At 66.8% G+C, this 26,381-nt stretch carries 25 protein-coding genes and 1 pseudogene; 12 read left to right on the forward strand and 14 right to left on the reverse strand.

What is annotated here, in order from left to right; genetic code table 11:
• Positions 1–4 precede the first annotated feature (4 nt).
• Both pilG and ACIQ09_RS09340 read right to left on the reverse strand, forming a co-directional pair.
• Positions 5–406 carry a twitching motility response regulator PilG gene (gene pilG / locus ACIQ09_RS09335; protein ID WP_398308492.1) on the reverse strand — a complete coding sequence of 134 codons (402 nt, stop codon included), beginning with the start codon at positions 404–406 and terminating at the stop codon, positions 5–7.
• 82 nt (positions 407–488) lie between these two features.
• On the reverse strand, positions 489–641 hold the full coding sequence (locus ACIQ09_RS09340; RefSeq protein ID WP_296565200.1) for a rubredoxin: 153 nt from the start codon (positions 639–641) through the stop codon (positions 489–491).
• 118 nt (positions 642–759) lie between these two features.
• On the opposite strand from ACIQ09_RS09340, the gene thiD reads away from it, so the two are divergent.
• The 3 genes from thiD to hemL are packed head-to-tail and all read left to right on the forward strand — an operon-like array spanning position 760 to position 3,532.
• A complete protein-coding gene (thiD, locus tag ACIQ09_RS09345; protein WP_398308494.1) occupies positions 760–1,608 on the forward strand; it encodes a bifunctional hydroxymethylpyrimidine kinase/phosphomethylpyrimidine kinase in 849 nt (282 codons plus the stop codon).
• A gap of 3 nt (positions 1,609–1,611) precedes the next feature.
• Positions 1,612–2,226, forward strand: a complete 615-nt coding sequence (gene thiE, locus ACIQ09_RS09350) for a thiamine phosphate synthase (protein WP_398308496.1) — start codon at positions 1,612–1,614, stop codon at positions 2,224–2,226.
• A gap of 19 nt (positions 2,227–2,245) precedes the next feature.
• Complete coding sequence (gene hemL, locus ACIQ09_RS09355; RefSeq protein WP_398308498.1) at positions 2,246–3,532, forward strand: glutamate-1-semialdehyde 2,1-aminomutase; 1,287 nt, start codon at positions 2,246–2,248, stop codon at positions 3,530–3,532.
• Between the two features lie 20 nt (positions 3,533–3,552).
• Here hemL and mgtE read toward each other — a convergent pair whose 3' ends face one another.
• The 7 genes from mgtE to ACIQ09_RS09390 form a co-directional block, all read right to left on the reverse strand.
• Positions 3,553–4,995 carry a magnesium transporter gene (gene mgtE / locus ACIQ09_RS09360; protein WP_398308500.1) on the reverse strand — a complete coding sequence of 481 codons (1,443 nt, stop codon included), beginning with the start codon at positions 4,993–4,995 and terminating at the stop codon, positions 3,553–3,555.
• A gap of 168 nt (positions 4,996–5,163) precedes the next feature.
• A complete protein-coding gene (locus tag ACIQ09_RS09365) occupies positions 5,164–6,306 on the reverse strand; it encodes an FAD-dependent monooxygenase (RefSeq protein WP_398308502.1) in 1,143 nt (380 codons plus the stop codon).
• A 23-nt stretch (positions 6,307–6,329) separates the two neighbouring features.
• Positions 6,330–7,649, reverse strand: a complete 1,320-nt coding sequence (gene pepP / locus ACIQ09_RS09370) for a Xaa-Pro aminopeptidase (RefSeq protein ID WP_398308504.1) — start codon at positions 7,647–7,649, stop codon at positions 6,330–6,332.
• 37 nt (positions 7,650–7,686) lie between these two features.
• Positions 7,687–8,175, reverse strand: a complete 489-nt coding sequence (locus tag ACIQ09_RS09375; protein WP_398308506.1) for a hypothetical protein — start codon at positions 8,173–8,175, stop codon at positions 7,687–7,689.
• A gap of 102 nt (positions 8,176–8,277) precedes the next feature.
• Positions 8,278–9,048 carry a carboxypeptidase-like regulatory domain-containing protein gene (locus ACIQ09_RS09380; RefSeq protein ID WP_398308508.1) on the reverse strand — a complete coding sequence of 257 codons (771 nt, stop codon included), beginning with the start codon at positions 9,046–9,048 and terminating at the stop codon, positions 8,278–8,280.
• Positions 9,045–9,734, reverse strand: coding sequence for an N-acetylmuramate alpha-1-phosphate uridylyltransferase MurU (murU, locus tag ACIQ09_RS09385; protein WP_398308535.1), 690 nt, complete (start codon positions 9,732–9,734; stop codon positions 9,045–9,047). The genes ACIQ09_RS09380 and murU overlap by 4 nt, the downstream gene beginning before the upstream one ends.
• A gap of 19 nt (positions 9,735–9,753) precedes the next feature.
• On the reverse strand, positions 9,754–10,752 hold the full coding sequence (locus ACIQ09_RS09390) for an aminoglycoside phosphotransferase family protein (RefSeq protein ID WP_398308510.1): 999 nt from the start codon (positions 10,750–10,752) through the stop codon (positions 9,754–9,756).
• 81 nt (positions 10,753–10,833) lie between these two features.
• Between ACIQ09_RS09390 and ACIQ09_RS09395 the strand changes: the two genes are divergently transcribed.
• From ACIQ09_RS09395 to ACIQ09_RS09435, 9 genes are all read left to right on the forward strand, one after another.
• Positions 10,834–13,299, forward strand: coding sequence for an LPS-assembly protein LptD (locus ACIQ09_RS09395; RefSeq protein WP_398308512.1), 2,466 nt, complete (start codon positions 10,834–10,836; stop codon positions 13,297–13,299).
• A 16-nt stretch (positions 13,300–13,315) separates the two neighbouring features.
• Positions 13,316–14,614 (forward strand): peptidylprolyl isomerase, encoded by a 1,299-nt coding sequence (locus ACIQ09_RS09400; RefSeq protein ID WP_398308514.1) that lies wholly within the window; start codon positions 13,316–13,318, stop codon positions 14,612–14,614.
• 93 nt (positions 14,615–14,707) lie between these two features.
• Positions 14,708–15,685 (forward strand): 4-hydroxythreonine-4-phosphate dehydrogenase PdxA, encoded by a 978-nt coding sequence (gene pdxA / locus ACIQ09_RS09405; protein ID WP_398308516.1) that lies wholly within the window; start codon positions 14,708–14,710, stop codon positions 15,683–15,685.
• Entirely contained in the window at positions 15,682–16,572 is an 891-nt protein-coding gene (locus tag ACIQ09_RS09410) for a patatin-like phospholipase family protein (protein WP_398308518.1), read from the forward strand. Before pdxA ends, ACIQ09_RS09410 begins: the two co-directional genes overlap by 4 nt.
• A 10-nt stretch (positions 16,573–16,582) precedes the next feature.
• Complete coding sequence (gene rsmA / locus ACIQ09_RS09415; RefSeq protein ID WP_398308520.1) at positions 16,583–17,383, forward strand: 16S rRNA (adenine(1518)-N(6)/adenine(1519)-N(6))-dimethyltransferase RsmA; 801 nt, start codon at positions 16,583–16,585, stop codon at positions 17,381–17,383.
• 221 nt (positions 17,384–17,604) lie between these two features.
• Positions 17,605–17,826 (forward strand): hypothetical protein, encoded by a 222-nt coding sequence (locus ACIQ09_RS09420; RefSeq protein WP_398308522.1) that lies wholly within the window; start codon positions 17,605–17,607, stop codon positions 17,824–17,826.
• Between the two features lie 227 nt (positions 17,827–18,053).
• The gene (locus tag ACIQ09_RS09425) at positions 18,054–19,325 is read left to right on the forward strand and encodes an HlyD family secretion protein (protein WP_398308524.1); all 1,272 of its coding nucleotides are present in this window, start codon (positions 18,054–18,056) and stop codon (positions 19,323–19,325) included.
• Positions 19,326–19,426: 101 nt separating this feature from the next.
• A complete protein-coding gene (locus ACIQ09_RS09430) occupies positions 19,427–21,511 on the forward strand; it encodes a peptidase domain-containing ABC transporter (protein ID WP_398308526.1) in 2,085 nt (694 codons plus the stop codon).
• Complete coding sequence (locus tag ACIQ09_RS09435) at positions 21,511–22,929, forward strand: TolC family protein (RefSeq protein WP_398308528.1); 1,419 nt, start codon at positions 21,511–21,513, stop codon at positions 22,927–22,929. Before ACIQ09_RS09430 ends, ACIQ09_RS09435 begins: the two co-directional genes overlap by 1 nt.
• Before the next feature lie 113 nt (positions 22,930–23,042).
• Here the strand turns inward: ACIQ09_RS09435 and ACIQ09_RS09440 are convergent, their stop codons facing one another.
• The 5 genes and pseudogenes from ACIQ09_RS09440 to ACIQ09_RS09460 all read right to left on the reverse strand — a co-directional run bounded on the left by ACIQ09_RS09440 (position 23,043) and on the right by ACIQ09_RS09460 (position 26,299).
• On the reverse strand, positions 23,043–23,819 hold the full coding sequence (locus tag ACIQ09_RS09440; protein ID WP_398308530.1) for a YdiY family protein: 777 nt from the start codon (positions 23,817–23,819) through the stop codon (positions 23,043–23,045).
• A 361-nt stretch (positions 23,820–24,180) separates the two neighbouring features.
• Positions 24,181–24,375 carry a DUF2892 domain-containing protein gene (locus ACIQ09_RS09445; protein WP_296565043.1) on the reverse strand — a complete coding sequence of 65 codons (195 nt, stop codon included), beginning with the start codon at positions 24,373–24,375 and terminating at the stop codon, positions 24,181–24,183.
• Between the two features lie 97 nt (positions 24,376–24,472).
• Positions 24,473–25,135 (reverse strand): Crp/Fnr family transcriptional regulator, encoded by a 663-nt coding sequence (locus ACIQ09_RS09450; RefSeq protein ID WP_398308533.1) that lies wholly within the window; start codon positions 25,133–25,135, stop codon positions 24,473–24,475.
• Positions 25,132–25,890 carry an exodeoxyribonuclease III gene (xth, locus tag ACIQ09_RS09455; protein WP_398308537.1) on the reverse strand — a complete coding sequence of 253 codons (759 nt, stop codon included), beginning with the start codon at positions 25,888–25,890 and terminating at the stop codon, positions 25,132–25,134. The genes ACIQ09_RS09450 and xth overlap by 4 nt, the downstream gene beginning before the upstream one ends.
• Before the next feature lie 134 nt (positions 25,891–26,024).
• Positions 26,025–26,299: pseudogene (locus ACIQ09_RS09460) on the reverse strand (type II toxin-antitoxin system HicB family antitoxin).
• Positions 26,300–26,381 lie beyond the last annotated feature (82 nt).

Below are 26,381 nucleotides of genomic sequence, written 5' to 3' on the forward strand. Positions count from 1 at the left end.
GAGGTCAGTCGTTGGCGGCGGCCTGGCGCGCGGCGCCGGTGTGGCAGGCCACGGAGCGCAGCAGGCTTTCCTTCGTGAAGGGCTTGGTGAGGTACTCGTCCGAGCCGGCAAGACGCCCGCGGGCCCGGTCGAACAGACCGTCCTTGGAGGACAGCATGATGACGGGTGTGGACTTGAGCCGGGCGTTTTTCTTGATCAGCGCACAGGTTTGATAGCCGTCCAGGCGAGGCATCATGATGTCCACGAAGATCAGGTCGGGGGCGTGGTCGGCGATCTTGGAGAGAGCGTCGAAGCCGTCCTCCGCCAGCACCACCTGGCATCCGGCCTGGGCGAGAAAGATCTCGGCGCTGCGGCGGATGGTGTTGCTGTCATCGATGACCATGACCTTGATTCCGCTGAGATTCACCTTGGTCCTCCGGGGTCCGTGCCGATGTCGTTGCGGACGTGCATTGTTGTGGTGCCTGGGGCGCCCTGAATACGAACGGCGGTCAGATCGCGACCATTTCGAAGTCGTCCTTGCGGGCGCCGCATTCTGGGCAGGTCCAGTTGGGGGGGATGTCCTCCCAGCGGGTGCCTGGAGCGATACCCTCTTCAGGGGAGCCGGTTTCTTCGTCGTAGATATAACCGCAGATCAGACACATCCAGGTCCGGTAGTGGGGATTTGCCATGGGGGTGCGTTGCGATGATTTCGGCTAGAATCTTTTGGATCGTGAATGGTAGCGCAGTCGCAGTTAAATTTGTGCGTCCTTGGCTCTCCTAATGACTATAAACCGCAACGATCCCAATCCCCCGCTGGTTCTCGTTTTCGCCGCAGCCGACCCTACCGGTGGCGCCGGCATCCAGGCTGACATCATGACCTTGGCAGGTATGGGCTGTCATGCCCTTACCGTCATCACCGCACTCACCGTCCAGGATACGGCGGGCGTGGAGGACGTACTGCCGATCGATGCTGATTTTGTCGCTGAGCAAGCCCGTGCTGTCCTTGAGGATATGCCGGTCCAGGCCTTCAAGCTTGGGGTGCTGGGCAGCGCCGACAACATCGCAGTGATCGCCGAGATCATCGCCGACTATCCGCACATCCCGGTCATCGTCGATCCGGTGGTGGCCTCGGGCCGGGGTGACGAGCTGGCCTCGGACGCGATGCTCGAGATGCTCTGCGAGCTCATTCTTCCCCAGGCGACGGTCATCACCCCGAATACCATGGAGGCCCGCCGGCTTGCCGCCTGCCGCGCCGGCGTGCGGGACGATCCCGAGGGGCGCACCCAGTCGGACTGCGCAGCCGTGCTGATGGAGATGGGCTGCGAGTATGTGCTCATCACCGGTTCCCACGCCCAGACGCCGCAGGTCGTCAACACCCTTTACGGCAGTGGCGGAGTGGTACGGGCCGACACCTGGGAGCGTCTGGGTGGAAGCTATCACGGCTCCGGGTGCACGCTGGCATCGGCGGTGGCGGCGGCTCTGGCCCACGGCCTCGACATGCCCCAGGCGGTCTACGAGGCCCAGGACTTCACTTGGCATTCCCTGGCTCATGCCTTTCGGCCGGGCATGGGTCAGCACATTCCCAACCGATTCTTCTGGGCCTGTCCGCCGGCCGAAACGGACGCCTGATTTATGACATTGCGTGGTTTGTATATCGTGACGCCGGACCAGGCCGACACCGGGGCGCTGCTGGATGCGGTGGCCCAGGTGCTCCCGGCCCGTCCGGCCATCGTCCAGTACCGCAGCAAGCTGGTCGATGCTGACCTGCGCCGGTTGCAGGCAGTACAGCTGCTGGCCCTGTGCCGTCAGTCCGGCATCCCCCTGGTGATCAACGATGACCTGGCCCTGGCCCTGGAAATCGACGCCGACGGGGCCCACCTGGGCCGCGATGATGGCGATCTGGCCGGTGCCCGGCGCGCCCTGGGGGCGTCCCGCATCCTCGGGGCGAGCTGCTATGGCGAGTGGTGGCGGGCTGCCGCAGCGGCGGCGGCGGGGGTGGATTATCTGGCCTTCGGGGCCATGTTCCCCTCGTCCACCAAGCCCCTGGCGCCGCTCGCCCCCCTTGAAATGCTGACCCGCGCCAAGGCCGAGTTCGGCCTGCCGGTGGCGGCGATCGGTGGCATCACCCTCGACAACGCGCCGTCGCTGATCACGGCGGGTGCCTATCTGCCCGCCGTGATCAGCGACGTGTTTTCAGCGCCCGACCCGGCTGCCCGTGCGGCAGCCTATGCCGGGCTGTTCGATTGACCTCTCAGGAAGCTCCCGCATGACCAGTCGCAACGAAGAACTCTTTGCCCGCGCCCAGCGCACCATTCCGGGGGGCGTCAATTCGCCGGTCCGGGCCTTCCGCTCGGTGGGCGGCACGCCGCGCTTCCTCAAGAAGGCCCTGGGCGCCCGGGTGTGGGATGCAGACGGCAAGGAATATCTGGACTACGTGGGCTCCTGGGGGCCGGCCATCCTGGGCCACGCCGACCCGGTGGTGGTCGAGGCCGTGCGCGAGGCGGCCCTGGAGGGCCTGTCCTTTGGCGCCCCTACCGAGCGCGAGATCGATATGGCCGAGCGCCTGTGCGAGCTCCTGCCCAGCCTGGAGATGGTGCGCCTGGTGTCCAGCGGCACCGAGGCCACCATGAGCGCCATCCGCCTGGCCCGGGGCTTCACCGGGCGGGACGCCATCGTCAAATTCGAGGGTTGCTACCACGGCCATGCCGACAGCCTGCTGGTCAAGGCCGGCTCCGGCCTGCTGACCTTCGGCAACCCCTCGTCGGCCGGCGTGCCGGAAGACTTCGCCAAGCACACCATCGTGCTCGACTACAACAACCCGGCCCAGCTGGAAGAGACCTTCCGGGAGAAGGGCGATGCCATCGCCTGCGTGATCATCGAGCCCATCGCCGGCAACATGAACCTGGTCAAGCCGTCGGCCGAGTTCATGCACCTGCTGCGCCGCCTGTGCACCGCCCACGGCACGGTGTTGATCTTCGATGAGGTGATGACCGGTTTTCGCGTCGGGCCGCGCGGGGTTCAGGGTCTGTTCGGCATTACCCCGGATCTCACCACCCTGGGCAAGGTCATCGGTGGTGGCATGCCGGTTGGGGCCTTTGGCGGGCGTCGCGACATCATGCAAAAGATCGCCCCCCTCGGCGGCGTGTATCAGGCCGGCACCCTGTCCGGCAGCCCGGTGGCGGTGGCGGCGGGGCTGGCCAGCCTCAACCAGATCGCCCGTCCGGGCTTCTACGAGGTGCTCACCGCCCGCACCGAGCGCCTGGTGACGGGCCTCAATGCCGCTGCCGCAAAGCACGGCGTGCGCTTCGTGGCGGATTCGGTGGGGGGGATGTTCGGGCTCTACTTTGCTGCCGGTGTGCCTGCCAGCTACGCCGACGTGATGGCCTCCGACAAGGACAGTTTCAACCGCTTCTTCCACGCCATGCTGGACGCCGGGCATTACTTTGCTCCGTCGGCCTTCGAGGCTGGCTTCGTGTCGGCAGCCCATTCGGAGGCAGACATCGACTCCACCATCGCGGCAGCGGATGCCTGGTTCGCCGCCAACCGGGGCTGATGTAAAGGGGCTGCGGCGCGCTACATCAGGAAGATCGTCGCCAGCCCCAGAAAGATGAAAAAGCCACCCGAGTCGGTGACGGCGGTGATGATCACGCTGGAGCCGACCGCCGGGTCCTGACCCAGGCGGTTGCGGATCATCGGGGCCATAACGCCCACGAAGGCCGCCACCAGCAGGTTGAGCGTCATGGCAGCGGTCATCACCGCGCCGAGCTTGCCGCTGCCGTAGAGTATCCACGACAGCACCCCGAGCAGGCCGCCCCATACAATGCCGTTGATCAGGGCGACGCCCATCTCTTTCTTGATGAGACGGCTCAGGGCATCGTCCTGGACCTGACCCATGGCAATGCCGCGCACGATCATGGTGATGGTCTGGTTGCCCGAGTTGCCACCGATGCCGGCCACGATGGGCATCAGCGCTGCCAGGGCCACGAGCTTTTCGATGGAGCCCTCAAAGGCGCCGATCACCCGGCTGGCGATGAAGGCGGTGACCAGATTGACGGCCAGCCAGGCCCAGCGGTTTTTCACCGAGTCCCACACCGACGCGAAAATATCTTCCCCTTCCCGCAGACCGGCCTGGTTGAGCAGCTCGCTCTCGGTTTCCTCGCGGATGAAGTCCACCACTGTCGCCACCGTCACCCGGCCCACCAGCTTGCGGTGGTAGTCCACCACCGGCGCCGACACCAGGTCGTAGCGCTCGAAGGCCTGGGCGGCGGTTTCGGCTTCGTCTGATGGTTCCAGGGTCAGGGTGTCGGTGAGCATGATCTCGCTCACCTCGGTTTCGGGGTCGTTGATGAGCAGCCGGTTGATGGGCAGCACGCCGCGCAGGTGCTCGTCCCGGTCCACCACGAAGAGCTGGTCGGTGTGGTCAGGCAGTTCGTCGAAGCGGCGCAGGTAGCGCAGCACCACTTCCAGGCTCACGTCCTCACGCACGGTGACCATCTCGAAATCCATCAGCGCGCCTACCGAGTCTTCCGGATAGGACATGGCCGCGCGCAGTTGTTCGCGCTCTTCCGGGTCGAGGCCCTGGTAAACCGCCTCCATCACCTCCCGGGGCAGGTCGGGGGCCAGGTCGGCGAGTTCATCGGCGTCGAGCTGCTCGGCTGCAGCCCGCAGGGAGGCCGGGTCCATGGACTCGATGAGGGATTCCCGCACCGCGTCGGAGACTTCCAGCAGGATCTCGCCGTCCCGCTCGGCCTTGACCAGATCCCAGACGAACAGGCGTGCGTCCAGGGGCAGGGCTTCGAGAATGTGGGCGACGTCGGCCGAGTGCAGGCTTTCAAGCTTGTGGGTCAGCTCGTGGATGTGCTGCTTGTGCACCAGGCTTTCCACCAGGTCGTGCTTGGGCATGTCCTGACGGTGAACGAGATCTTCCACCAGCTTGTGGCGGGCAAGCAGGTGCTGCACCTCGCGCAGGTGAATGTCGAGGTCGTCGTGTTGCTGGAGATCGTCAGCTTCGGCCATGGTGCTGGTCCCGTGGGCGGCGGGGCGCCGGGCGGCGCGCAGGCTGCGGATTCTACGGCGTTTGCTGCGCCGCGGCGACGGCCTTTTTCACCTTGGGCGGCCCCAAGGTGAAAAGCACCTCCCCGGGCGGCGCGGGAAGCCTTTGATGTCGTGGTTGCGGGGGCGCGCTCAGGGCCAGGCGCGGGCGCCGAACATCATGCGCTTGGCCACAAAATGGCGGGCCGGTGGCAGCAGGTCGAGGGCAAACAAGCCAGCGCCCCGGGCGTGGCGCAGGGGGGCAGAGGCCGTGCTGAACAGACGCACCAGGCCATCGGTGAAGCGAATCGTGCCCTGGCGGTCGAGACGGCGTTTGCGGGCGTAGGCCTCCAGGTTGGCGGCGGCGCCAGGATCGCCGCCGGCCCGCAGAAGGATCTGGGCGCAGGACCACACATCGCGGAGGGCCAGGTTGTAGCCCTGGCCGGCGACGGGGTGGAGGGTCTGGGCGGCATTGCCCAGCCACACGGTGCGCTGGCCGACGGGGTCGGGCCGGTAACGCAGCAGCAGGGGGTAGCGGGCCCGTGGCCCGACCGTGGCGAAGCGCAGGCGGGTACCGAAGTGTGCCTGCAGGCTGGCCAGGTAGGCCTCGTCGTCGAGGGCCATCAGGGCGTCGGCTTCGGCCGGATCGGTAGTGTGCACGATGGCGCAGTCGTTTCCGCAGGGCAGTACGGCCAGGGGCCCCTGGGGGGTGAAGCGCTCCCAGGCGCGGTTGCCGTGGCTTTCCGCCGGAGTGACGACGGAGATGACGGCGTGCTGGCCATAGTCCCGCTCCACCAGGCTGCTGTCGTCGACGCCCTGGATGCTGCCTTCGGCGCAGGCTGCCAGGCGGGCCGACAGGGGGGGCGCGTCGGCAAGGCTGAGGATCACGTCGTCGGCGCCGGCGGCCAGGCCGGTGACGGTGGCCTGGTCGAGTATCGGAATGCCGGCAGCGGCCAGGGCCTCATCCAGCGCGGTGGCCAGGTCGCCGGCACCGGCCACGTAGCCGAGGGCCGGCTGACCGTATTCGCTGGCCTGCAGCACGGTTCTGCCCAGGCCGCCCTGGTGGGAGACATGGATGGTCTCGATGGGCGTAGCCGGTAGCCGGGACCAGATGCCGAGGCGCTCCAGGGTCAGGCGGGTGCCGTGGGATAGGGCCAGGATGCGCGGGTCCTTGCGGGCGGCGCCACGGGGGCGGGCATCCACCAGCACGATGTCGAGGCCGGCGTCCTTGAGGGCGAGGGCGAGGGTCATGCCCACCGGGCCGGCGCCGATGATGGCGATATCGTGGCGTTTCATGGGCTTGGGTTCCGGGGCATGGGTCAGGCAGGTTCGGCCATCAGGGCCTCGATGTCGGCCACGCTCTTGGGTGTGCCGGCGGTGAGGATGTCGCAGCCGCTGTCGGTGACGAGGGCGTCGTCCTCGATGCGGATGCCGATGTTCCAGAAGGCTTCAGGAACGCCATCGGCCGGGCGGATGTAGCAGCCGGGTTCGACGGTGAGCACGTTGCCGGGGACCAGCGGCCGCCATTCGCCGGCGAGCTTGTACTCGCCCGCATCGTGCACGTCCAGACCCAGCCAGTGCCCGGTGCGGTGCATGTAGAACTGGCGGTAGCTGCCGGACTCGAGCACGCCATCCAGGCTGCCCTGGAGCAGGCCCAGATCGATGAAGCCCTGGGCGAGCACCCGGGTGGCGGCGTCGTGGGGGTCGTTCCAGCCGGCACCGGGGCGGGTGGCGGTGATGGCCGCAGCCTGGGCCGCCAGCACCAGTTCGTAGGCGGCCTTCTGGGGGCCGCTGAAGCGGCCGTTGATCGGGAAGGTCCGGGTGATGTCGGAGGCGTAGCCGTCGAGCTCGCAGCCGGCGTCGATGAGCAGCAGGTCGCCGTCCCGCAGCAGGGCGTCGTTCTCCACGTAGTGCAGCACGCAGGCGTTGGCGCCGCCGGCGACGATGGAGCCGTAGGCCGGTGCCTGGCTGCCGTAGCGGCGGAACTCGTGGATGAGCTCGGCCTCGATCTCGTATTCGTGGATGCCGGGCCGGGTGGCGCGCATGGCACGCCGATGGGCGCCGCCGGAGATGTCGGCGGCGCGGCGCATGGTGGCGATCTCGCTGGCATCCTTGATCAGGCGCATCTCGTCGATCAGGCTGCGCACGTCGCGGATCTGCGCCGGAGCCACGCAGCCCGTGCGCGCCTGGGCGCGGACCCGGTTGAGGGCCTCGGTGACCCGGTTGTCCCAGGGCGGTTCGTAACCCATGGAGTGGAAGATGGCGGGTTGGTTGGCGAGCAGCGTGGTGAGCTGGGCGTCCAGTTCGGCGATGGGGTGGGCCTCGTCGAGGCCGAAGGTCTCACGGGCCGCCTCGGGGCCGAAGCGGTAGCCGTCCCAGATCTCCCTCTCCATGTCTTTGGTACGGCAGAACAGCAGGCTGCGCGGCGTGTCGCCGGCCACCAGCACCAGCACCGCCTCGGGCTCACGGAAGCCGGTGAGGTAATAGAAGTAGCTGTCGAAGCGGTAGCCGTAGTGGGTGTCGCGGTTACGCAGGTGCTCCGGCGCGGTGGGGATGATGGCGACGCCGCCGCCCGCGGCCTGCATGGTGGCGAGCAGGCGGGTGCGGCGGGCCTGGAAGGGGGCGATGTCGAGGGGCATGGCGTGGCAGGGTGTCCAGGTTGGGAGTGGCGGCGGTTTACTTCAGGGCGTGACCCAACTGATCGAAGTGTTCATCGCCCCGGCTGCTCTCGGTCTCGAAGTGCCAGTGCTTGAGCGTGCCGTTGTTCCAGTATTCGTAGTCGTGGCGAAGCGTCCTGCTTCTGATGACCTTTTCGGCCGTCGGCGGGCGCCCGTCCGGGAATACCTCGACCCGAAAGTAAGCCCTCTCCTCGCGGATGTCCACCAGGCTGCGGGCCTGGGGCGGCAGCCCGCCCGCGGCAGGGAGAAAGTAATGGATGCCTGGGGCTAGCCTCAAGGTCCATTGGGCGTCAACGGCGACTGGGCTGCGTTCGGCCAGCCACTTTTCTGCCCATCGAATACGCGTGCCTTCCATGGAGAAGCGGTAGTGGGCGCGGGCCGCTTCGGCTTCGGCCTCGCCGATGGGAAGCTCGGGGCGAATCGGCAGGGAGTAAAGGTTCGCCCTGGCGTAGAAGGCAATGCCGGTGGCTGTTGCGGAGGAGGGCATGGGTTTCTCCGGGTGGGCGTGACTGGGATGAAAAACGCACAGCGTTGCCGCGAGGAGTGCGCGAATAGCGTGGGGGTGGGCGGCCATCAGGCGCATCGGCGTCTAGTTCAGCTTTTTCGAGTTGCTCTTGCTCAGACCGACGTCTTTCATCATTTGCTCCTGGAAGGTGTGACAGTTGTGTTTTGCCGGCCAGCGCCAGGTGGAGCCGTACTTGCCGGAAAAGCCACTGGCGAAGTCCCCGATGGATTTCTTGATGTCGGCCGCGGATTTGCCATTGAGGACGGAGGGCGAGAACTCCTCATCACCCGGATCGCCGTGGTGAGGGTCGCGGGTTGCCGTACCGCCCGCTCCTTTCATCTCGTTGAGCACGCCTGGAACGCCGAGGAAGGTTCCACCGATGGATACGCCGCTGGCTGGCCACCAACCAAAGCTCTGGCTGCCATCCACCTCGACCCACCAGTGTCCGTACTCCAGTTCCGACTTGTCGCCGCCTGCGGCTTTGAGGGTGCCGCGCACGTGGATGCGTTTCATGATCACCGTGGTCAAGACGCGCCGGACCTTGATGTTCAGTTTGAGGGTCTGATCGGGATGGATCGCAAAGCGTGCCTTGTCGGGGCTCATCTCGAATTCGTCCTGGGTGAGCGTCAGGGTATAGAAGCCTGCCGCGATGCCGTCGAAGCGGCACTGACCGGCCGCGTTCGTGGTGGCTTCGCCGGAGGACGCACCGGCAATGGAGACCTTCACGTCCTTGATGGCTTCACCGCTGCTGGTCTCCTTCAGGGTGACGACCAGATTGCCCGGTGACCTGGGCTCTTCCGCATCCTTGATGGGGGGCAGAATACCGATGGCGATGCCTTCGCCCAGCTCTGTCATGGTGCAGTATCCCGAGGTGGGGCGACGATGTGATTGATCCACGCGAGTCGTTCGGGTGTGCCCACATCCACCCAGCGGCCGAGCAGGCGGGCGCCGCTGACCCGGTTGCGCGCCATGGCCGCCCGCAGCAGGGGCGCGAGCTTGGCCGGGGCGTCGGGCGAGAGACCCGCGAACAGGGCCGGATGATAGGCGCCGAGGCCGGAAAAGGTGAGGCGTTCGCCCTCTCCCTCATGGACCAGTCCGTCCGGCGTGAGGCCGAAGTCACCGCCCGGGTTGTGCTCGGGGTTGGCGACCAGCATCAGGTGGGCGCAGCGCACCGGGTTGAGCTCCTCGGCGGCCCGGCGCAGGCCGGCGAAGTCGGCGTCGCAGAAGACGTCGCCATTCACCACCACGAAGGGTTCAGCACCCAGCAGGGGCAGGGCGCGGGCGATGCCGCCGGCGGTTTCGAGGGCGCTGCCCTCGGGCGAGTAGGTGATGCGCACGCCAAAGCGCGTGCCATCACCGAGTGCCTCCTCGATCATCTGGCCGAGGTGGGCGTGGTTGATGACCAGGTCGACGATGCCTGCCGCTGCCAGGCGCTCGATGTGCCACACGATCAGCGGCTTGCCGCCGGCCACCAGCAGCGGCTTGGGGCAGGTGTCGGTGAGGGGGCGCATGCGTTCGCCGCGGCCGGCGGCAAGGATCATCGCTTTCATGGTCGTGGGCTCAGAAGGAGTAGCCGACTTCGGTGACGGTCGGGTCGGTCTGCTCAAGGATGCGCAGCAGGGGCCGGAGTTCGCCGTAGCGCTCGCAGGCCTTGCGCAGGTAGTGGAGAACCAGCGGCATGTCCTTCAGGTAGCCGTCCTTGCCGTCCCGGTGGTAGAGGCGGGCAAAGATGCCGAGCACCTTGATGTGGCGCTGCACGCCCATCCACTCGTAGTCCCGGTGGAACTCGGCGAAGTCCTCGCGCACCGGCAGGCCCAGCTCACGGGCGGTTTCCCAGTAGCGGGCCAGCAGGTCGAGGGTGAAGTCTTCTTCCCAGTGGATGTAGGCGTCCTTGAACAGGGAGGCCAGGTCGTAGGTCATGGGGCCGTAAACGGCGTCCTGGAAATCGAGCACGCCGGGGTTGGGCGCGGACACCATCAGGTTGCGGCTGTGGTAGTCGCGATGCACATAGACCTTGGGCTCGGCCAGGTTCACATCGACGATGCGGTCGAAGACCTCGTAGAGCTGGGTGGTCTGCTGCTCGGTGAGGGTGATGCCCTTGTGGCGGCTTACGTACCACACCGGGAAGAGCTCCAGCTCGCGCATCAGCAGCTCGCGGTCGTACTCGGGCAGCACGCCGGGCTGGCTGGACGCCTGGATGCTCATCAGGGCGCCCAGGGCTTCGGCGTAGAGATTGTGGGCGTTGTCCTTGGTCAGGGCGTCCAGGTAGGTGGTGCTGCCCAGGTCGGACAGCAGCAGGAAACCCTGCTCAAGGTTCTGTCGGATGACTTGCGGCACATGGGCACCGGTGGCACCGAACAGCGCCGCCACCTTGATGTAGGGGCGGCAGTCTTCATGGCTGGGGGGCGCATCCATGACGATCAGAGAAACCGGATCGTCAGCAAATGTAAGCCGGAAATAGCGCCGGAAGCTGGCGTCGGCACTGGCCGGGGCGAGTTCGAAGGGGCGGCCGGGAAATTCGGCGGCGATCCAGGACTGGAGTTGTTGGCGTCGTTCCACGGGAGTCTGAGATGCGTTCGTGTAAAATCGTGCAGTTTATCAAACCATGCGGTCGGCTCGCCGGCTGGTTCCTGCCCCGGGATGAAACCTCACACCCAGTTGCGCTTCCTGTCGATCGCCCTGTTCGCCCTGTGGGGGCGCGCCGGCGCGGAAGAACTCCCGCCCTTCGTGGTCTCACCGGCCCTGCTTGGCAAGCCGGCTGCTGCCCGTCCGGTCCCTCGTGCTGTTGCCACGCCTTCTGCGGCGCCGGCCGCCCGCGCTGCGCCAGCGCCTGCCAGGCCGGTGGCGCCCGGCGTCCAGGTGCGCAAGCCCGCGGCTGCCGCAGCCCCGGCAGCCAGCCCCGGCATCACCCGCATCACTGCCGACCGGGTGAGTGGCCGCCAGGACGTGGATGCCGTTGCCGAAGGCAGCGCCACGCTGTTGCGTGACGCCACTCGCGTCGACGGTGACCGCCTGCAGTATTTCGAGCTCACCGACGAGGTGGAGGCCACCGGCAACGTGCGGGTGGTCCGCGGTACCGACGAAATGACCGGTCCCCACGCCCGTATCAAGGTGGGGGAACAGTCCGGCGTGTTCGATTCGCCCAGCTATGCCATCAGCCGGCCGGCCCGGCCGCCGCGGCCTGGTCAGGCGCCGCTGCTGCCCGGCCAGGCCGTGCCGGCCAGCCAGCAGCCCATCAGCGGCCATGGCTCGGCCGACTCCCTGGTGCTCGAGGGCGAAAACCAGTTCCGCTTCTCCAATGCCTCCTGGACCAGCTGCAAGCCGAGTCGGCCCGACTGGTATCTGCAGGCCAAGGAGCTGGATCTGGACTTCGATTCGGAGGTGGGCGAAGCCCGCCACGGCACCCTGTGGTTCAAGGGCGTTCCACTGGCTTACCTGCCTTGGGCCGACTTCCCCTTGGGTGAGAGCCGCAAGTCCGGTCTCCTGTCTCCCACCTTCGGTACTTCCAACAAGGTCGGCTTCGACCTGTCGGTGCCCTATTACTTCAACCTTGCGCCGAACTACGACGATACCCTGACCACTCGCCTGATGGGGCGGCGGGGCCTGCAGTTCCGCAACGAGGCGCGCTACATCAATCCCAATTACCGGGGTATCACCTACCTGGAATACATGCCGCAGGACCAGGTGGAAGGGCGCAGCCGCTACGTGGGGTCGGTGCGCCACGATCACAACTTCGGCGGCGGCTGGACCAGCAACATCAACTTCAACGGCGTCTCCGACCCGCGTTACTTCATCGACCTGAGCACGCGCCTGGCCTTGACCTCCCAGGTCAACCTGCTGCGCCAGGGCTCGGTGACCTATGCTGGCGGAGGCTGGTGGACGGCCACCGGCATGTTGCAGGCCTTCCAGACCCTGGATGACCCGAAGACCGGCGCCGCGCCGGTGAGCATTCCCTACAAGCGCCTGCCCCAACTGCTGTTGATGGCCAACCGTCCCGATCTGCCCGGTGGAACCACATTCCAGCTGGCCAGCGAGTTCGTTGCCTTCAGCCACCCGACCCAGGACGAGGGGCGTCGCCTGACCTTCTATCCGCAGCTCTCGCTGCCCATGCAGACGGCGGCCTTCCACTTCACGCCGAAGATCGGCGTGCACGCCACCCGCTATGAGCTCGACCGGCGGGTCAGCACCGGCGACAACTCCGTCACCCGCACCCTGCCCATCCTGTCGTTGGACAGTGGCGTGACCTTCGAGCGCGACGCCAACTTCGGCGGTCGGGATTTCGTGCAGACCCTGGAGCCGCGGATCTACTATCTCTACGTGCCCTACCGGGACCAGTCGAACATCCCCAACTTCGACACGGGCTTCTACGACTTCAACTTCGCGCAGATCTTCGCCGAGAACGTCTACACGGGCGGCGACCGCATCTCCAACGCCAACCAGATCACCACGGCAGTGCAGAGCCGCCTGATCGACCCGACCAGCGGCGCTGAAACCCTGCGTGCGGCCCTCGGCCAGCGTTACTACCTGGTAGACCAGCGCGTCACCCTGAACAAGGACACCCCGGCCCGTACCGGCAAGCAGGCCGACCTGCTGGCCGCCTTCGGCGTAAACCTGGCCCCGAAGACCACGCTCGACACCGCCTGGCAGTACAACCCCCGGGACAACTGGACCGAGCGCTTCAACTTCGGCTTCCGTTTCCAGCCCGGCTACGCCCGCACCCTGGGAGTGAGCTGGCGCTATCGGCGCAACTACTCCACCGATCCGGCCAACCCCAACGGTTTCCGTGACATCGATCTCACCGGTCAGTGGCCCCTGTGGGGCAACTGGTACGGCGTGGGGCGTTACAACCGCAACCTGCGTGACCACCGTCTGACGCAGGGTATTGCCGGTGTCGAATACAACGCCGGCTGCTGGGTGTTCCGCGGCGTGATCCAGCACCTCACCACCAGCGCCACCGACGTGACCCGCGCCTTCTTCTTCCAGCTCGAGTTCAATGGTGCAGGCAGCCTCGGCTCCAGCCCGCTCAATGTCCTGCGCCGCAGCGTGCCGGGCTACAACCGCATCAACGATGGCTCCAACCCCTTCTCCAGCGACGACGAATTCTGAAAGCCTATCCCGACCCATGAAACTCATCGTCTCCCTGCTTGCCGCAACCCTGCTCGCCAGCACTGCCTTCGCCGCCAACGGGCCGGTCGAAGTGGATCGCATCGTGGCGGTCGTTAACAGCGAAGTCATCACCCGCGCCGACCTGCGCATGCGCGTTGCCCAGGTGACGCGCCAGCTGAGCCGTCAGGGCACACCCCTGCCGGCCGCCGATGTGCTTGAGAAGCAAGTGCTGGAGCGCCAGATCATCGAGCGCCTGCAACTGCAGCTGGCCGCCGAAACCTCCCTGCGCATCGATGACGTGACCCTCGACCGGGCCGTCGGGCGCATTGCCGACAGCAACCGCCTGTCCATGACCGAGTTCCGCAAGGCCCTAGAAAAGGACGGCCTTTCCTGGGAGCGCTTCCGCGAGGAAGTACGCAACGAGATGCTCCTCACCCGGGTGCGCGAGCGTGAGGTCGAGGCCCGCATCGTGGTGTCGGATGCCGAGGTCAGCAACTTCCTGGCCCATCCCGAAAACACCATGGGGCAGGAGGAATACAACCTCTCCCACATCCTCTTCCGTGCGCCCGAGGGGGCTACCCCCGAGCAATTGGCACGCCTGCGCGCCAAGGCTGAAGACGTGGCTGCCCGCATTGGGCGGGGCGAACCCTTCGACAAGCTGGCTGCCAGCTACTCGGATGCCCCCGACGCCCTGACCGGCGGCAATCTGGGCTGGCGCAGCGCCGAGCGCCTGCCGGGCCTGTTTGCCGAAGCCGTCACCACCCTCAAGCCGGGCGAAACCACGCCCATCCTGCGCAGCGCCGCCGGGTTCCACATCGTCCGCGTGATGGATCGCAAGGGGGGCAGCCAGTCGGGCGTGCCGGCCCAGGTTCAGCAGACCCGTGCCCGTCACATCCTGATCAAAACCAGTGAAGTGCTCACCGATGCCGATGCCCGCCGTCGCCTCACCGACCTGCGCGAGCGCGTCGTCCAGGGGGGCGCCAGCTTCGCCGACCTGGCCCGTATCCACTCCGCCGACCTGTCTGCGGCCAAGGGCGGCGATCTGGGCTGGATCTACCCAGGTGACACCGTGCCCGAGTTCGAACAGGCCATGGACGCCCTCAAGCCCGGCGAGCTGAGTCAGCCCGTGCAGTCGCCCTTTGGCTGGCACCTGATCCAGGTGGAAGACCGCCGCGTGCAGGATGTTTCCGACGAGCGCAAGCGCGGTGCCGCCCGCAACGCCCTGCGCGAGCGCAAGTCCGACGAGGCCTACCAGGACTGGCTGCGCCAGCTGCGTGACCGGGCCTACGTGGAATACCGCACCGAAGACCGCTGATCTGGCGGCCCGGGCGGCGGAACACCTTCCACCGCCCGGGCCAGGCCTGCAGTCCTGTCCCTCCTGTTGTCCCCTTCCTGCGTCTCCCCCACCATGCCATCCCCGCTTCCCGTCCTCGCCATTACCAGCGGTGAGCCCGCCGGCATTGGCCCCGATCTGTGTGCCGCCCTGCCGCGCTTCGAATGCCCGGCGCGCCTTGTCGTCCTGGGTGACCGCAAGATGATCGCCGCACGCATCCACGCGGTCGAGCCCTCCGTCGACATCCTCGACTACGCTGCTGGCAACACCCCCCGGCCCGGCAGCCTGGAGGTGCTCCACGTGCCGCTGGCCCGGCCCGTCACGCCGGGGCAGCTGGATGCGGCCAATGCCCGCTATGTCCTTGATGTGCTCGACCGGGCCATCGCCGGCTGCACCTCCGGGGAGTTCTCCGGCATGGTCACCGCGCCGGTGCACAAGGGCATCATCTGCGATGCGGGTGTGCCGTTTTCCGGGCATACCGAGTATCTGGCCGAAGCCACCGGCACGCCGCTGGTGGTGATGATGCTGGTGGGCGGGAGCATGCGCGTCGCCCTCGCCACCACTCATCTGCCCCTCAAGGATGTTTCCGCGGCCATCACCCGCCCCCTGCTCACCGACACCCTGCGTATCCTGCACACCGACCTGCGCACGCGCTTCGGCCTGGCCGCGCCGCGCATCCTGGTGGCCGGCCTGAATCCCCACGCGGGGGAGGGGGGCCACATGGGGCGCGAGGAAATCGACGTGATCACGCCCGTGCTCGAGGCCCTGCGCGCCGAGGGCATGGACCTGCGCGGCCCGCTGCCGGCCGACACCCTGTTCGTGCCCCACACCCTGGCCCAGGGTGATGCGGTGCTGGCCATGTTCCACGACCAGGGCCTGCCAGTGCTCAAGCACGCCAGCTTCGGTGGCGGCGTCAATGTCACCCTGGGGTTGCCCATCATCCGCACCTCGGTGGATCACGGCACGGCCCTCGATCTGGCAGGGACGGGCCGGGCCGACCCTGGCAGCCTGTTCGCGGCCGTCGAGCTGGCCATTTCCATGGCTCGGGCATGAACAGCCGTCGTCGTCTGATCGTTGGCGGCTTTGCGGCCCTGGGTCTGGCTGCCTGCGCCGACCTGGGCCGCAAGCCGGAGCCCGTGGCGCCCCGTGCCGCCCGCAAGCCGCGGGTGGCGCTGGCCCTGGGTGGGGGCGCGGCCCGCGGCTTTGCCCATATCGGCGTCATCAAGGTGCTCGAAACCCATGGCCTGGCGCCGGACCTGGTGGTCGGCACCAGCGCCGGGGCGGTGGTCGGTGCCCTCTACGCTGCCGGACACGGGCCTTTCGAGCTGCAGAAGCTGGCCATCCAGCTGGACGAATCGGCCGTCACCGACTGGAGCCTCTTCGATAGAGGGGTGATCAAGGGCGAAGCCCTGGAGCGCTTCATCAACACCAACGTGGGCAACAAACCCATCGAAGGCTTGAAGCGCCGCTTTGCCGCGGTGGCCACCGACCTGCAGAGCGGCCAGCCCATCGTCTTCCAGCGGGGCAATACCGGCACCGCCGTGCGCGCCTCCTCGTCCATCCCCGGGGTGTTCCCGCCGGTGCCCATCAACGGGCGGGAGTACGTGGATGGCGGGCTGGTGGCGCCGATTCCGGTACGCGAGGCCCGCGCCCTCGGCGCGGACATCATCATCGCTGTGGATATCTCCGCCCGTCCCAGTGGCAAGAAGAACCAGGGCAGCCTCGATGTGCTGCTCGATACCATCGCCATCATGGGCGGCGCCCTGGGCCGCGATGAGCTGGCCGGGGCCGACGTGGTCATCCGGCCCGAGCTGAAGGGCCTGCCGGCCACCAACTTCCAGCAGCGCCATGAAGCCATCCTGGAGGGGGAACGGGTCGGCTTTGCCGCCGTGGCCCGCGTCCGGGAGGCGATCGCCGCCTGGGAAAAAAAGAACGCCTGAGGAACAACGGATGAGCGAACCCCATCTCGCGCGCAAGCGCTTCGGCCAGAATTTCCTGTCCGACCCCAACATCATCCGCAAGATCATCGAGGCCATCCGCCCGGCGGAGGGCGACCGCATGGTCGAGATCGGCCCCGGCCTGGGGGCCATGACCGAGCCGCTGATGGCCCGTCTGCCTCATCTGCACGTGGTCGAGATCGACCGGGACCTGATCGCCCGCCTCAAGGAGGCCCACTCCCCGGAGAAGCTGACCATCCACGAAGGCGACGCCCTCAAGTTCGACTTCGGTAGCCTGGTGGCCGACGGCGCACCCCTGCGGGTGGTCGGCAATCTGCCTTACAACATCTCCACGCCCATCCTCTTTCACCTGGCCGACTATGCCGAGAAGGTGAAGGACATGACCTTCATGCTGCAGAAGGAAGTGGTGATGCGCATGGTGGCCGAGCCGGGTACCGAGGAGTACGGGCGGCTGTCGGTGATGCTCCAGTATCGCTTCAACATGGGGCGGGTCTTCGATGTGCCGCCGGGCGCCTTCCGTCCCGCGCCCAAGGTGATGTCGAGCATCGTCCGCATGGTGCCGCGCCCTGTGGCTGAGTGCACCGCTACAGACTATGCCCTGCTCGGCCGGATCGTGACGGCAGCTTTCGGCCAGCGTCGCAAGACCCTGCGCAATACCCTGCGGGATTTCCTGGAAGAGTCAGATTTTGCGGCCCTCGAGCTGGACCCTGGTCTGCGCGGTGAAAAACTTGGTGTGGACCGTTTTGTGCAAATCGCCAATCACGTTGCCGGGCGGGCGTCCCTGGCCGTGTAGAGACAGCGTCCCGCGCGGTGGGTGTAGCGATACTGGACGCAATTTCGCCAAATTCGCATAAAAACGGTAAAAATGTTTTTCATGTCGTTTTTCAGCGGTTTAATTCACGAATTTAAGATTTCTTTGGGGTTATAGTGAATTCGCCGTCTGGATACCCGTTTGGCGTATTCGGGAGGTGCAACATCAAAATACAAATTCACTCACTCTCAAGAGGTTTCAAAATGGCTATTCGTGAGCTCTCCTCCCAGGAAGTCCAGAACGTTTCCGGCGGCACCTTCGGCCTGCTGGGCGGCCTGCTGTCCTTCAAGCTGAACCTGCTGAGCAGCCTTTTCGGCCGTCGCAGCAGCTGCTACACCCCGGCCCCGAGCCCTTGCCAGCCCGCTCCGAGCCCCTGTCAGCCGGCCCCGAGCCCCTGCCAGCCTGCTCCCTCCTGCGGCTGCTGATTAGCGCCTCGGAGGAAGTCGGGATAGCCCTCACCTCCGGGTGACAGGCTTGCCGATAACGGGCCACCCCTGGGTGGCCCGTTGCCATTTGAATTTGATCGAGCCATCGGGACATTCCTCACGCTCCGGATGCCCATCCGTCCGACCGGCGGGAATAGTTCAGGGCAGCTTCCGGAAAGAAGTGGGATCCTCCCGTCACACCTCCGGCCTCTGCTTCCCCTGTTTCCGTGAAAGACGACTCCCTGTTCCGCACCGAGGCTCTCGATGCCCAGCGCACCAACTGGCTCGGGCCGGTGGCTCTCAGCCAGCCCCTCTCCTTCGCCATCTTCGCCCTGATCGCCGCAGTGGCGGCGTTGGCGCTGATGGCCTTCTTCGTGTTCGGTAGCTATACCAAGCGCACGACGGTGTCCGGCCAGTTGCTGCCGGCCGGGGGCTGGTCCAAGGTCTATCCGGGGCAGTCTGGTGTGGTGGTGGAGAAGCGCGTCAGGGAAGGCCAGGCCGTCCGCGAGGGTGATGTGCTGTACGTGCTGTCCCTGGAGCGCAAGAGCGATGCCGCGCCGGGCGGCCTCGCCAGCATCACCGAGCAGGTCGAAGCGCGTCGCAACAGCCTGCGCAATGAACTGGGCAAGACGGAATCCCTTCAGCAGGAGCAGCGCGCGGCACTGGCCCGCAAGCAGGCCGCCTACGAGGCCGAGCTGCAGGTGATCGAACAGTCCATGGACGGTCAGCGCACCCGCGTGGCCCTGGCCCAGGACACCCTGCAGCGTTACAGGGGCTTGCTGGAGAAGGACTACATCGCCGGCGAGCAGGTGCAGTTGCGTGAGGCAGACCTGATCGACCAGCGCTCGCGCCTGCAGGTTCTCGAACGCGAGCGTCTCAATGCCCAGCGCGAGCTGACCCTGCTGCGCGGCGAGTTGGCGCGTATGCCCCTGGAGCAGTCGAAGCAGATCGCCGAGATCCGCCGCAGCATCTCCAGCTCCGATCAGGAACTCACCGAGAGCGAGCTGCGCCGGCGCATCCATGTGCTGGCACCCCGTGACGGGGTGGCGACGGCGGCGACGGCCGAGGTCGGCCACACCGTGGATGGGAGCCGTCCGGTGGTGTCCATCGTGCCGCCGGGCGCCCGCCTGCAGGCCTACCTGTTTGCGCCAAGCAAGGCGGTGGGCTTTGTGCGCGAGGGGGATGCCGTGATGCTGCGCTTCGACGCTTACCCTTATCAGAAGTTTGGTCACACCGCCGGCCGCGTGGCCCAGGTGGCCCGGGTTGCCCTGTCGAGTCAGGATCTGTCAGCCCTCGGCTTGTCCGGGCTGGACGGCGCCGGCAGCGGGGAGCAGGTTTATCGCATCACGGTGGACCTGGCCGCCCAGTCCATCACAGCTTATGGCGAACCGCGCCCGCTGCAGGTGGGCATGCAGCTTGAGGCCGACATCATGCAGGAGCGTCGCCGGCTCTATGAATGGGTCCTGGAACCCCTCATCAGCATCACCGGGAAACTCTGAGCCCATGTCCCTGATTGCCAATCTGCCCGCCGCGTTCGGGCGCTCGCTCCCTGTCATCCTGCAAACCGAAGCCACCGAATGCGGCCTGGCCATGCCTGGGCATGGTGTCCGGCTACCACGGGTGCCGCACCGACCTGGCCCAGCTGCGCCGCCAGTTCTCCATCTCCCAGCACGGCGCCACCCTGGGCCAGCTGATCGGCATCGCCAACGCCCTCGGCCTGGCCAGCCGGCCCCTGCGCCTGGATCTGGAAGACCTGGGCCAGCTGCGCACGCCGTGCATCCTGCACTGGAATCTCAACCACTTCGTGGTGCTGAAGAAGGTGGCCCGTCGCGGCATCCTGATCCATGACCCGGCCAGCGGCGCCCGCTGGGTGGCCCGCGACGAGATTTCCCGCAGCTTCACCGGCGTGGCCCTGGAGCTGTGGCCCAGCGCCGAGTTCCGGCCGTCGGCGGCGCCGCCGGCGATCCGCTTCCGCGATCTGATCGGCCGGGTGGACGGGCTGTTCTCCGCCGCGACCCAGGTGCTCATCCTGGCGGCGGCGCTGGAGGTCTTCGCCCTGGCCAGCCCCTTCTACCTGCAGTGGGTGATCGACCACGTGCTGGTGTCCGCCGACCGGGACCTGCTCACCACCCTGGCCCTGGGCTTCGGCCTGCTGCTGATCGTCCAGCAGCTCTTCTCGGCCCTGCGTTCATGGATCCTGCTGCACATCGGCACCAACCTCAGCCTGCAATGGCGTACCAACGTCTTTGCCCACCTGCTGCGCCTGCCGGTGCAGTACTTCGAGAAGCGCCACCTGGGCGACGTCGTGTCACGCTTCGGGGCGGTGGACGAGATCCAGAGCAAGCTCACCGCCTCGTTCTTCTCGGTGCTGATCGACGGGGTGATGTCGGCGGTGACCCTGGCCATGATGTTCCTGTACAGCCCGGCGCTGGCCTGGATGGCGGTGGCGGCGATGCTCACCTACGCCCTGATCCGCGCCCTGTGGTTCCGCCCCCTGCGCCTGGCCACCGAGCAGGAGATCGTCCATCACGCCAGCCAGCAGTCCCACTTTCTCGAGACCGTGCGCGGCATCAAGGCCGTCAAGCTGTTCCAGCGCCAGAACGAGCGCCGCTCCGGTTGGGTGAGCCTGGTGGCCGAGCAGGTCAATGCCGGAGTGCGCACCCAGCGCCTGTTCATCGCCTTCGAGTCGATCAACGGCCTGCTCTTCGGCCTGGTGGGCATCGCCATTCTGTGGCTGGGGGCCAAGCAGACCCTCGACGGCCTGATGACCGTGGGCGTGCTGATGGCCTTCAAGGCCTACAAAGACCAGTTCGACGGCCGCGTGGCCGGGCTGATCGAGAAGTTCTTCGAGCTGCGCATGCTGCGCCTGCAGGGTGAGCGCCTGGCCGACATCGTGCTGACCCAGCCCGAACAGGACGCCCCCCCCGGCCCCGGCCCCGGCCACGACGCAGCCAGCCGCAGCACACCGGCGGTGCGCCTGCAGGGCCTGCGCTTCCGCTACGCCGAGACCGACCCGTGGGTGGTGGATGGCGTCGACCTGGAAATCCCCCCCGGCCAGTCGGTGGCCTTCGTCGGCCCCTCGGGCTGCGGCAAGACCACCCTCATCAACCTCATCCTCGGCGTCTTTCCGCCGGTGGAGGGCGACATCCTGATCGGCGAGGCCAGCCTGCGCCGCAGCGGTGGCGAGGCGCCCCGGGCGCTGATCGGCACGGTGATGCAGGACGACACCCTGTTCGCCGGCTCCATCGCCGACAACATCTGCTTCTTCGATCCGGCGCCCGACCGGGCCCGCATCGAGGAATGCGCCCGCCTGGCCCAGATCCACGAGGAGATCGCCGCCATGGCCATGGGCTATCACACCCTGGTGGGGGACATGGGCACGGTGCTCTCCGGTGGGCAGAAGCAGCGCCTCTTCCTGGCCCGGGCCCTCTACAAGCAGCCGCGCATCCTGGTGCTCGACGAGGCCACCAGCCATCTGGACGTGGCCTGCGAGCAGGCCGTCAATGCGGCCATCCAGTCCCTCGACCTGATCCGCATCATCATCGCCCACCGCCCCGAGACCATCCTCAGCGCCGAGCGCGTGGTGATGCTCCATGGCGGCAAGGTTGTCGAAGATATGCCGGTGAGCGAGCTGATCGCGCGCCAGGCGGCGGCTGCGGCGCCAACGGCGGAGGAGGTGGTGTGATGCGGCGCCTGCTTGCCGCTGCCGGCCTGCTGGTGGCTTGCGGGTCGGTGCTGGCCTTCGATCCGCTGGGTAGCCGGACCGACCTGCGCGATCTCACCGCCCCCGGCCGGGTGCCACTGGATGCCGAGCTGAGCGGTGGCGTGAGTTGCCCCGAGCCCTTTGCCGGTGGTGAGATCAGCCTCTCGGAGGTGGTGCGCCGCGCCCTGTGCCGCGACCCCCGAACGCGCCAGGCCTGGGCCGAGGCGTCCCTCGCTGCGGCGCGCCTGGGGGCGGCCCGTGCGGCCTACCTCCCCACCCTGAACGGCAGCCTGACGCGCAGCCGGATCGGCCAGACACTGGAGCAGGGCGGCAACACCGTCCGCTCCGACGGCCGCAACCGGGGGAGCCAGCTGGATCTGGCGTGGAACCTGTTCGACTTTGGTCAGCGCGAGGCCAACGTGGACAGCGCCCGCCAGACCCTGCTCGCCGCCGCGGCCAGCCAGAACCTGAGCATCCAGACCATCTTCCTCGACGCGGCCAATGCCTACTTCAGCCTGCTCAACGCCCAGGGGGAGCTGGCGGTGGCGCAGGAGGTGGAGCGCATCAACCTGCAGAGTTTCCTGGCCGCCGAGGCCAAGCACGCGGCCGGTGTGGGTGATCTGACCTCCAAGCTGCAGACCCAGACCGCCTTTGCCCAGGCCATCCTGGCCCGGGTGAGGGCCGAGGGCAACCTCCGCAACGCCCAGGGGCAACTGGCGGTCAGCATCGGCGAGCCGCCCCTGCGGGCGGTGAAGGTGGAGGCGGATGACGCCAATCTGCCCGACACGAGTTTCGTGAAGGGTGTGGACGAGTTGCTGGATCTGGCCCAGAAGGCCCATCCGGAACTGGCAGCGGCCCGGGCACGGCTGTCCTCGGCCAGGGCCCGCATTGCGGTGGCCGACCGGGCCTACCTGCCCACGCTGAGCCTCAATGCCGTCCGCTCGACCAGCGACCGACGCTACGACAGTGCCACCCCGGCCCTCGACCAGAACGATCGGAGCGTCAGCGTGCAACTCAGTGTGCCGATCTTCGACGGCTTCTCCCGCCACTACCAGGGGCTTGCTGCCCGTGCCGAGTTTGAGCAGGCCGATGCCGAACTGCGCGGGGTGGAGCAGAAGGTGGCGCTGGAGGTCTGGCAGGCCTATCAGACCCTGCAGACCCAGACCCAGACCCTGGACAGCACCCAGAAGCTGCTCGGCTATGCCAGCAAATCCCTGGAGGTGGCCCAGGGGCGTTACAAGGCGGGAGTGGGCAGCACCCTGGAGCTGCTGGAGGCCCAGCGCGCCATGGCCGATGCTGCCCAGCAGCGCATCAACGCCCTGGCCACCTGGCGGGCCACCCGCCTGCGCCTCGCCGCAAGTCTCGGGAAGCTGGGTTTCTGGAGCGTGGCCGGCGCTTGAGGACGCTGCCTCTCGTGTTCCGCCGCCAAGCGGGTCACGGCCCGGCGCTAAAACGTTAAAGCCGCCGCGGGGCTGGGGCCCGGTGACGGCTTCGGGGAGGCGCGTGGCGTGGCTTAGTCGGCGCCGAACTTCACATTCACACCCGCCAGGAAGAGGGTGTCGTTCTGCTTGGCCGGGGACTGGGCCAGGCTGTCATAGCGGTTCTGGAAGCCGACCGTCAGGTTCATGGTCTTGTTGATGGCCACGGCCAGGCCCGCGTCGAAGATGGCGCGGAATTCGCCGGTTTCACGCAGGTTGGGGTGGACCACCAGGCGCTGCTTGAAGCTGGTGGTGTCGGTCAGCTTGTGGGTGGATTCCTGACCGAGGATCAGCTCCGGCGTGGTGTAGGTGCGACGCAGGTCGTTGTTGATCATCACGCCTGGGGAGGCGTAGCGATCGACCTTGTAGCCGAGACCGCCGAACACATCCCAGGTGGTTTCGGGCGTCTTGATCAGGTGGTAACCCAGACCGCCGCTGACACCTGCACGCAGGTTGAGGTGCTTGAGCTGGTCACGCTCCAGATCGAGACCACCAAAGACAAACACCTTGTCGTTCAGGTTGTGGTCGTAGCGGGTGCCGGCGCGCCACAGGTTGGCGGTGGTGTTGGTGTTGTCGTCTTTGTCCTTGGATTGGGCGAAGAGGGCCTGGCCGTATACCGACCACTTGTCGGTGGCGGTGATGCGCGCGGCATCCAGGTTGATGTTTACGGTGCTGTTGCGGGCATTGCCGGACGAGAACGAAGCGGCGGCGCCACCCACGCCACGCCACTGGCCGTCGGTCTTGACATCGGCGGCAGCGGCCTGGCCGCAGGCCAGCAGGGCGGATACCGCCAGCAGGGAGAGCTTCTTCATGGAACTTCCTTTCTTGCGCATTGGGCCCTCGCGGGCACGGAAAGCGCAGAGGATAAGAAGTCGGCCACGATAAAGGTGTCTAATATTCCTCATGGCACAACTGTTTGCGCATGTGGAATTTTGTATCGCTCGGGCATGAAGAATCCCCCCCACGCTCCCCGCTGCGCGGTTCGCTGCCCCCCGTGGGGGCGCTTCTCATCTTGGGGCGGCCCGGCGATGAGGCAAGTACCCCCACGCTCCCCGCTGCGCGGTTCGCTGCCCCCCAAGGGGGTGCTTTGCATCTTGGGGCGGCCCGGCGATGAAAAAGGCCCGGCGCCGCAAAGGGGGCCGGGCCGGGACGTGTCCGGGAAGACGCCGGAGCTCAGTCCTTCTTCATCGGGCAGGTGCTCATGCCGAGCAGCGGGTAGACCGGGCAGAAGCCGGTCAGACCGGTGGCCAGGGGGACCACGCCGATCCAGGCCCAGGTGGGGCCGCCCAACAGTGCAGCCCAGGCCACCAGGGCCACGCCGCCGCCAATCCGCAACACTTTGTCGATACCGCCCACGTTCGCTTTCATGATCGCCTCCTCGGCACATTGGTTCAGGTGGACGCATTGGAGCATCCGTGACCAGGGGGCGTCTGTAACCTTGGTTACAGAGCGGGGGGCGGCTGAGTCAGCCACCGGCCAGGCGGCGCAGGCCGGCGGGGTCGAGGATCTCCACCTGCTCCCGGGACAGGGCGACCAGGCCTTGTTCTGCCAGGCCCTTGAGCAGGCGGCTGACGATCTCGCGGACGCTGCCCAGCTCGTCGGCTAATTGTTGATGGGTGGTGTGCACGCGCTGCCCCTTGCCCAGCAGGAGTGCAGCGAGGCGTTGATCCAGCTTGCGGAAGGCCACTTCCTCGATCAGTTGCATCAGGTCGGCGATGCGCTCGGAAAACAGCTGGAAGACGAAATCGCGAAAGGCCTGCTCGCCCAGCAGGGCCTGGAAGTCTTCCGTGGGCACGACCAGCAGGGTGGTGTCGGCTTCGGTGACGCCCCGGGCGTTGTAGGGCGCCTGGCCGAGCAGGCAGGCGGACGAGATGATGCAGGTTTCTCCGGGCGTGACACGGTAGAGGGGCAGCTCCCGGCCATTGGGGGCCGCCTTGACCACCCGGATGCTGCCGGCGATCACGAAGGGAAAGCCCCGGCAAGCCTGACGCTCGTCGAATACGGTGGTGCCGGCCGGGGCCTGCACGAGCTGGGCGCGGGCCTGCAGACGCTGACGTGCTCTGGCCGTCAACTGGGCCAGGATGGGGTAGAGGGCGATCAGGGCGTCGCCGGCCGGTGCGCTGTTCATGCCAGTTCGACGACAACCGGGATGTGGTCGGAGGGGCGTTCCAGCTTGCGGGGCGCCTTGTCGGTGTAGCAGGCCGAACACTTCTCCACCAGCGGTGCTGACAGCAGCAGGTGGTCGATGCGCAGGCCGAAGTTGCGGCGGAAGGATGCCTCCCGGTAGTGCCACCAGGAAAAGCTGCGCTCCTCCTGCTCGAAGAGACGGAAGGCATCACTCAGCCCGAGACCGATTAGCGCCTGGAAGGCGGCCCGCTCGGGCACTGACACGTGGATCTCTTCGTTCCAGTCCGGGTGGGCGTCCCGGTCTTCCGGGGCCACGTTGTAGTCGCCGGCCAGCACCAGCTGCGGCGTGGCCTGCAGTTCGGTCTTCAGCCAGGCGGTGAGGGCCTCCAGCCAGGCCATCTTGTAGGCGAACTTGTCGGAGCCGACCGCCTGCCCGTTGGGGAAGTAGCCGCACACGATGCGTACCCCGTCGAGGGTGCCGGCGATGATGCGCTTCTGTTCGTCGGCAAAGCCGGGGATGTCGAGGGTGACGTTCTCGAGGGGCTTGCGGCTGAGGATGGCGACACCGTTGTAGGTTTTCTGTCCGTTGAACACGGCCTGGTAGCCGGCGGCCTCGATTTCGGCCAGGGGAAAGGCCTTGTTCTCACACTTGAGCTCCTGCAGACACAGGGCGTCGGGCTGATTGGCCGCCAGCCAGTCGAGCACATGGGGCAGGCGGACCTTGAGGGAATTGACGTTCCAGGTGGTGATTTTCATCATTTCTTGAATCCGGCATCTGCGCGGACTTCGCGCTCTTGTTGTGGCTTATATGTGCCCACCAATCGCCAAGTGGGCGATGCACACAGCGTCTGGCCAGCGGCTTTGGCGGCTCGGTCGAGGCGGGACAGCACTCAGCGCGGGAGGGGGGGCACTCGCTCCACTTGGTCATCCAGCATGGCAGGATCGATCTCGACTACTGCCAAGATCCACCCGGAAAACTCTATACGGGCTTGATGCGCTCCAACTGATCGGGCTGGCGGTCGTCAAGCAGGCCATCAATATGCAGCTCGATGGCCTCGCGAGCATGTTCAATGACTTCATCCGGGGTATCCCCAGCCGAAAAGCACCCTAGCAGCTCCGGAACGGTCCACCCCCCAGGCGCAGGGCAATTGCATCGATATGGCATATTTCCATAAAAATATCGTTCACTTTCATGTGCTTACAACACCCCTGTTCACAGCGCCATATTTTGTGTAGTTTCCTGCCTT

This window comes from Zoogloea sp., from assembly GCF_044344315.1.
GTDB lineage: Bacteria > Pseudomonadota > Gammaproteobacteria > Burkholderiales > Rhodocyclaceae > Zoogloea.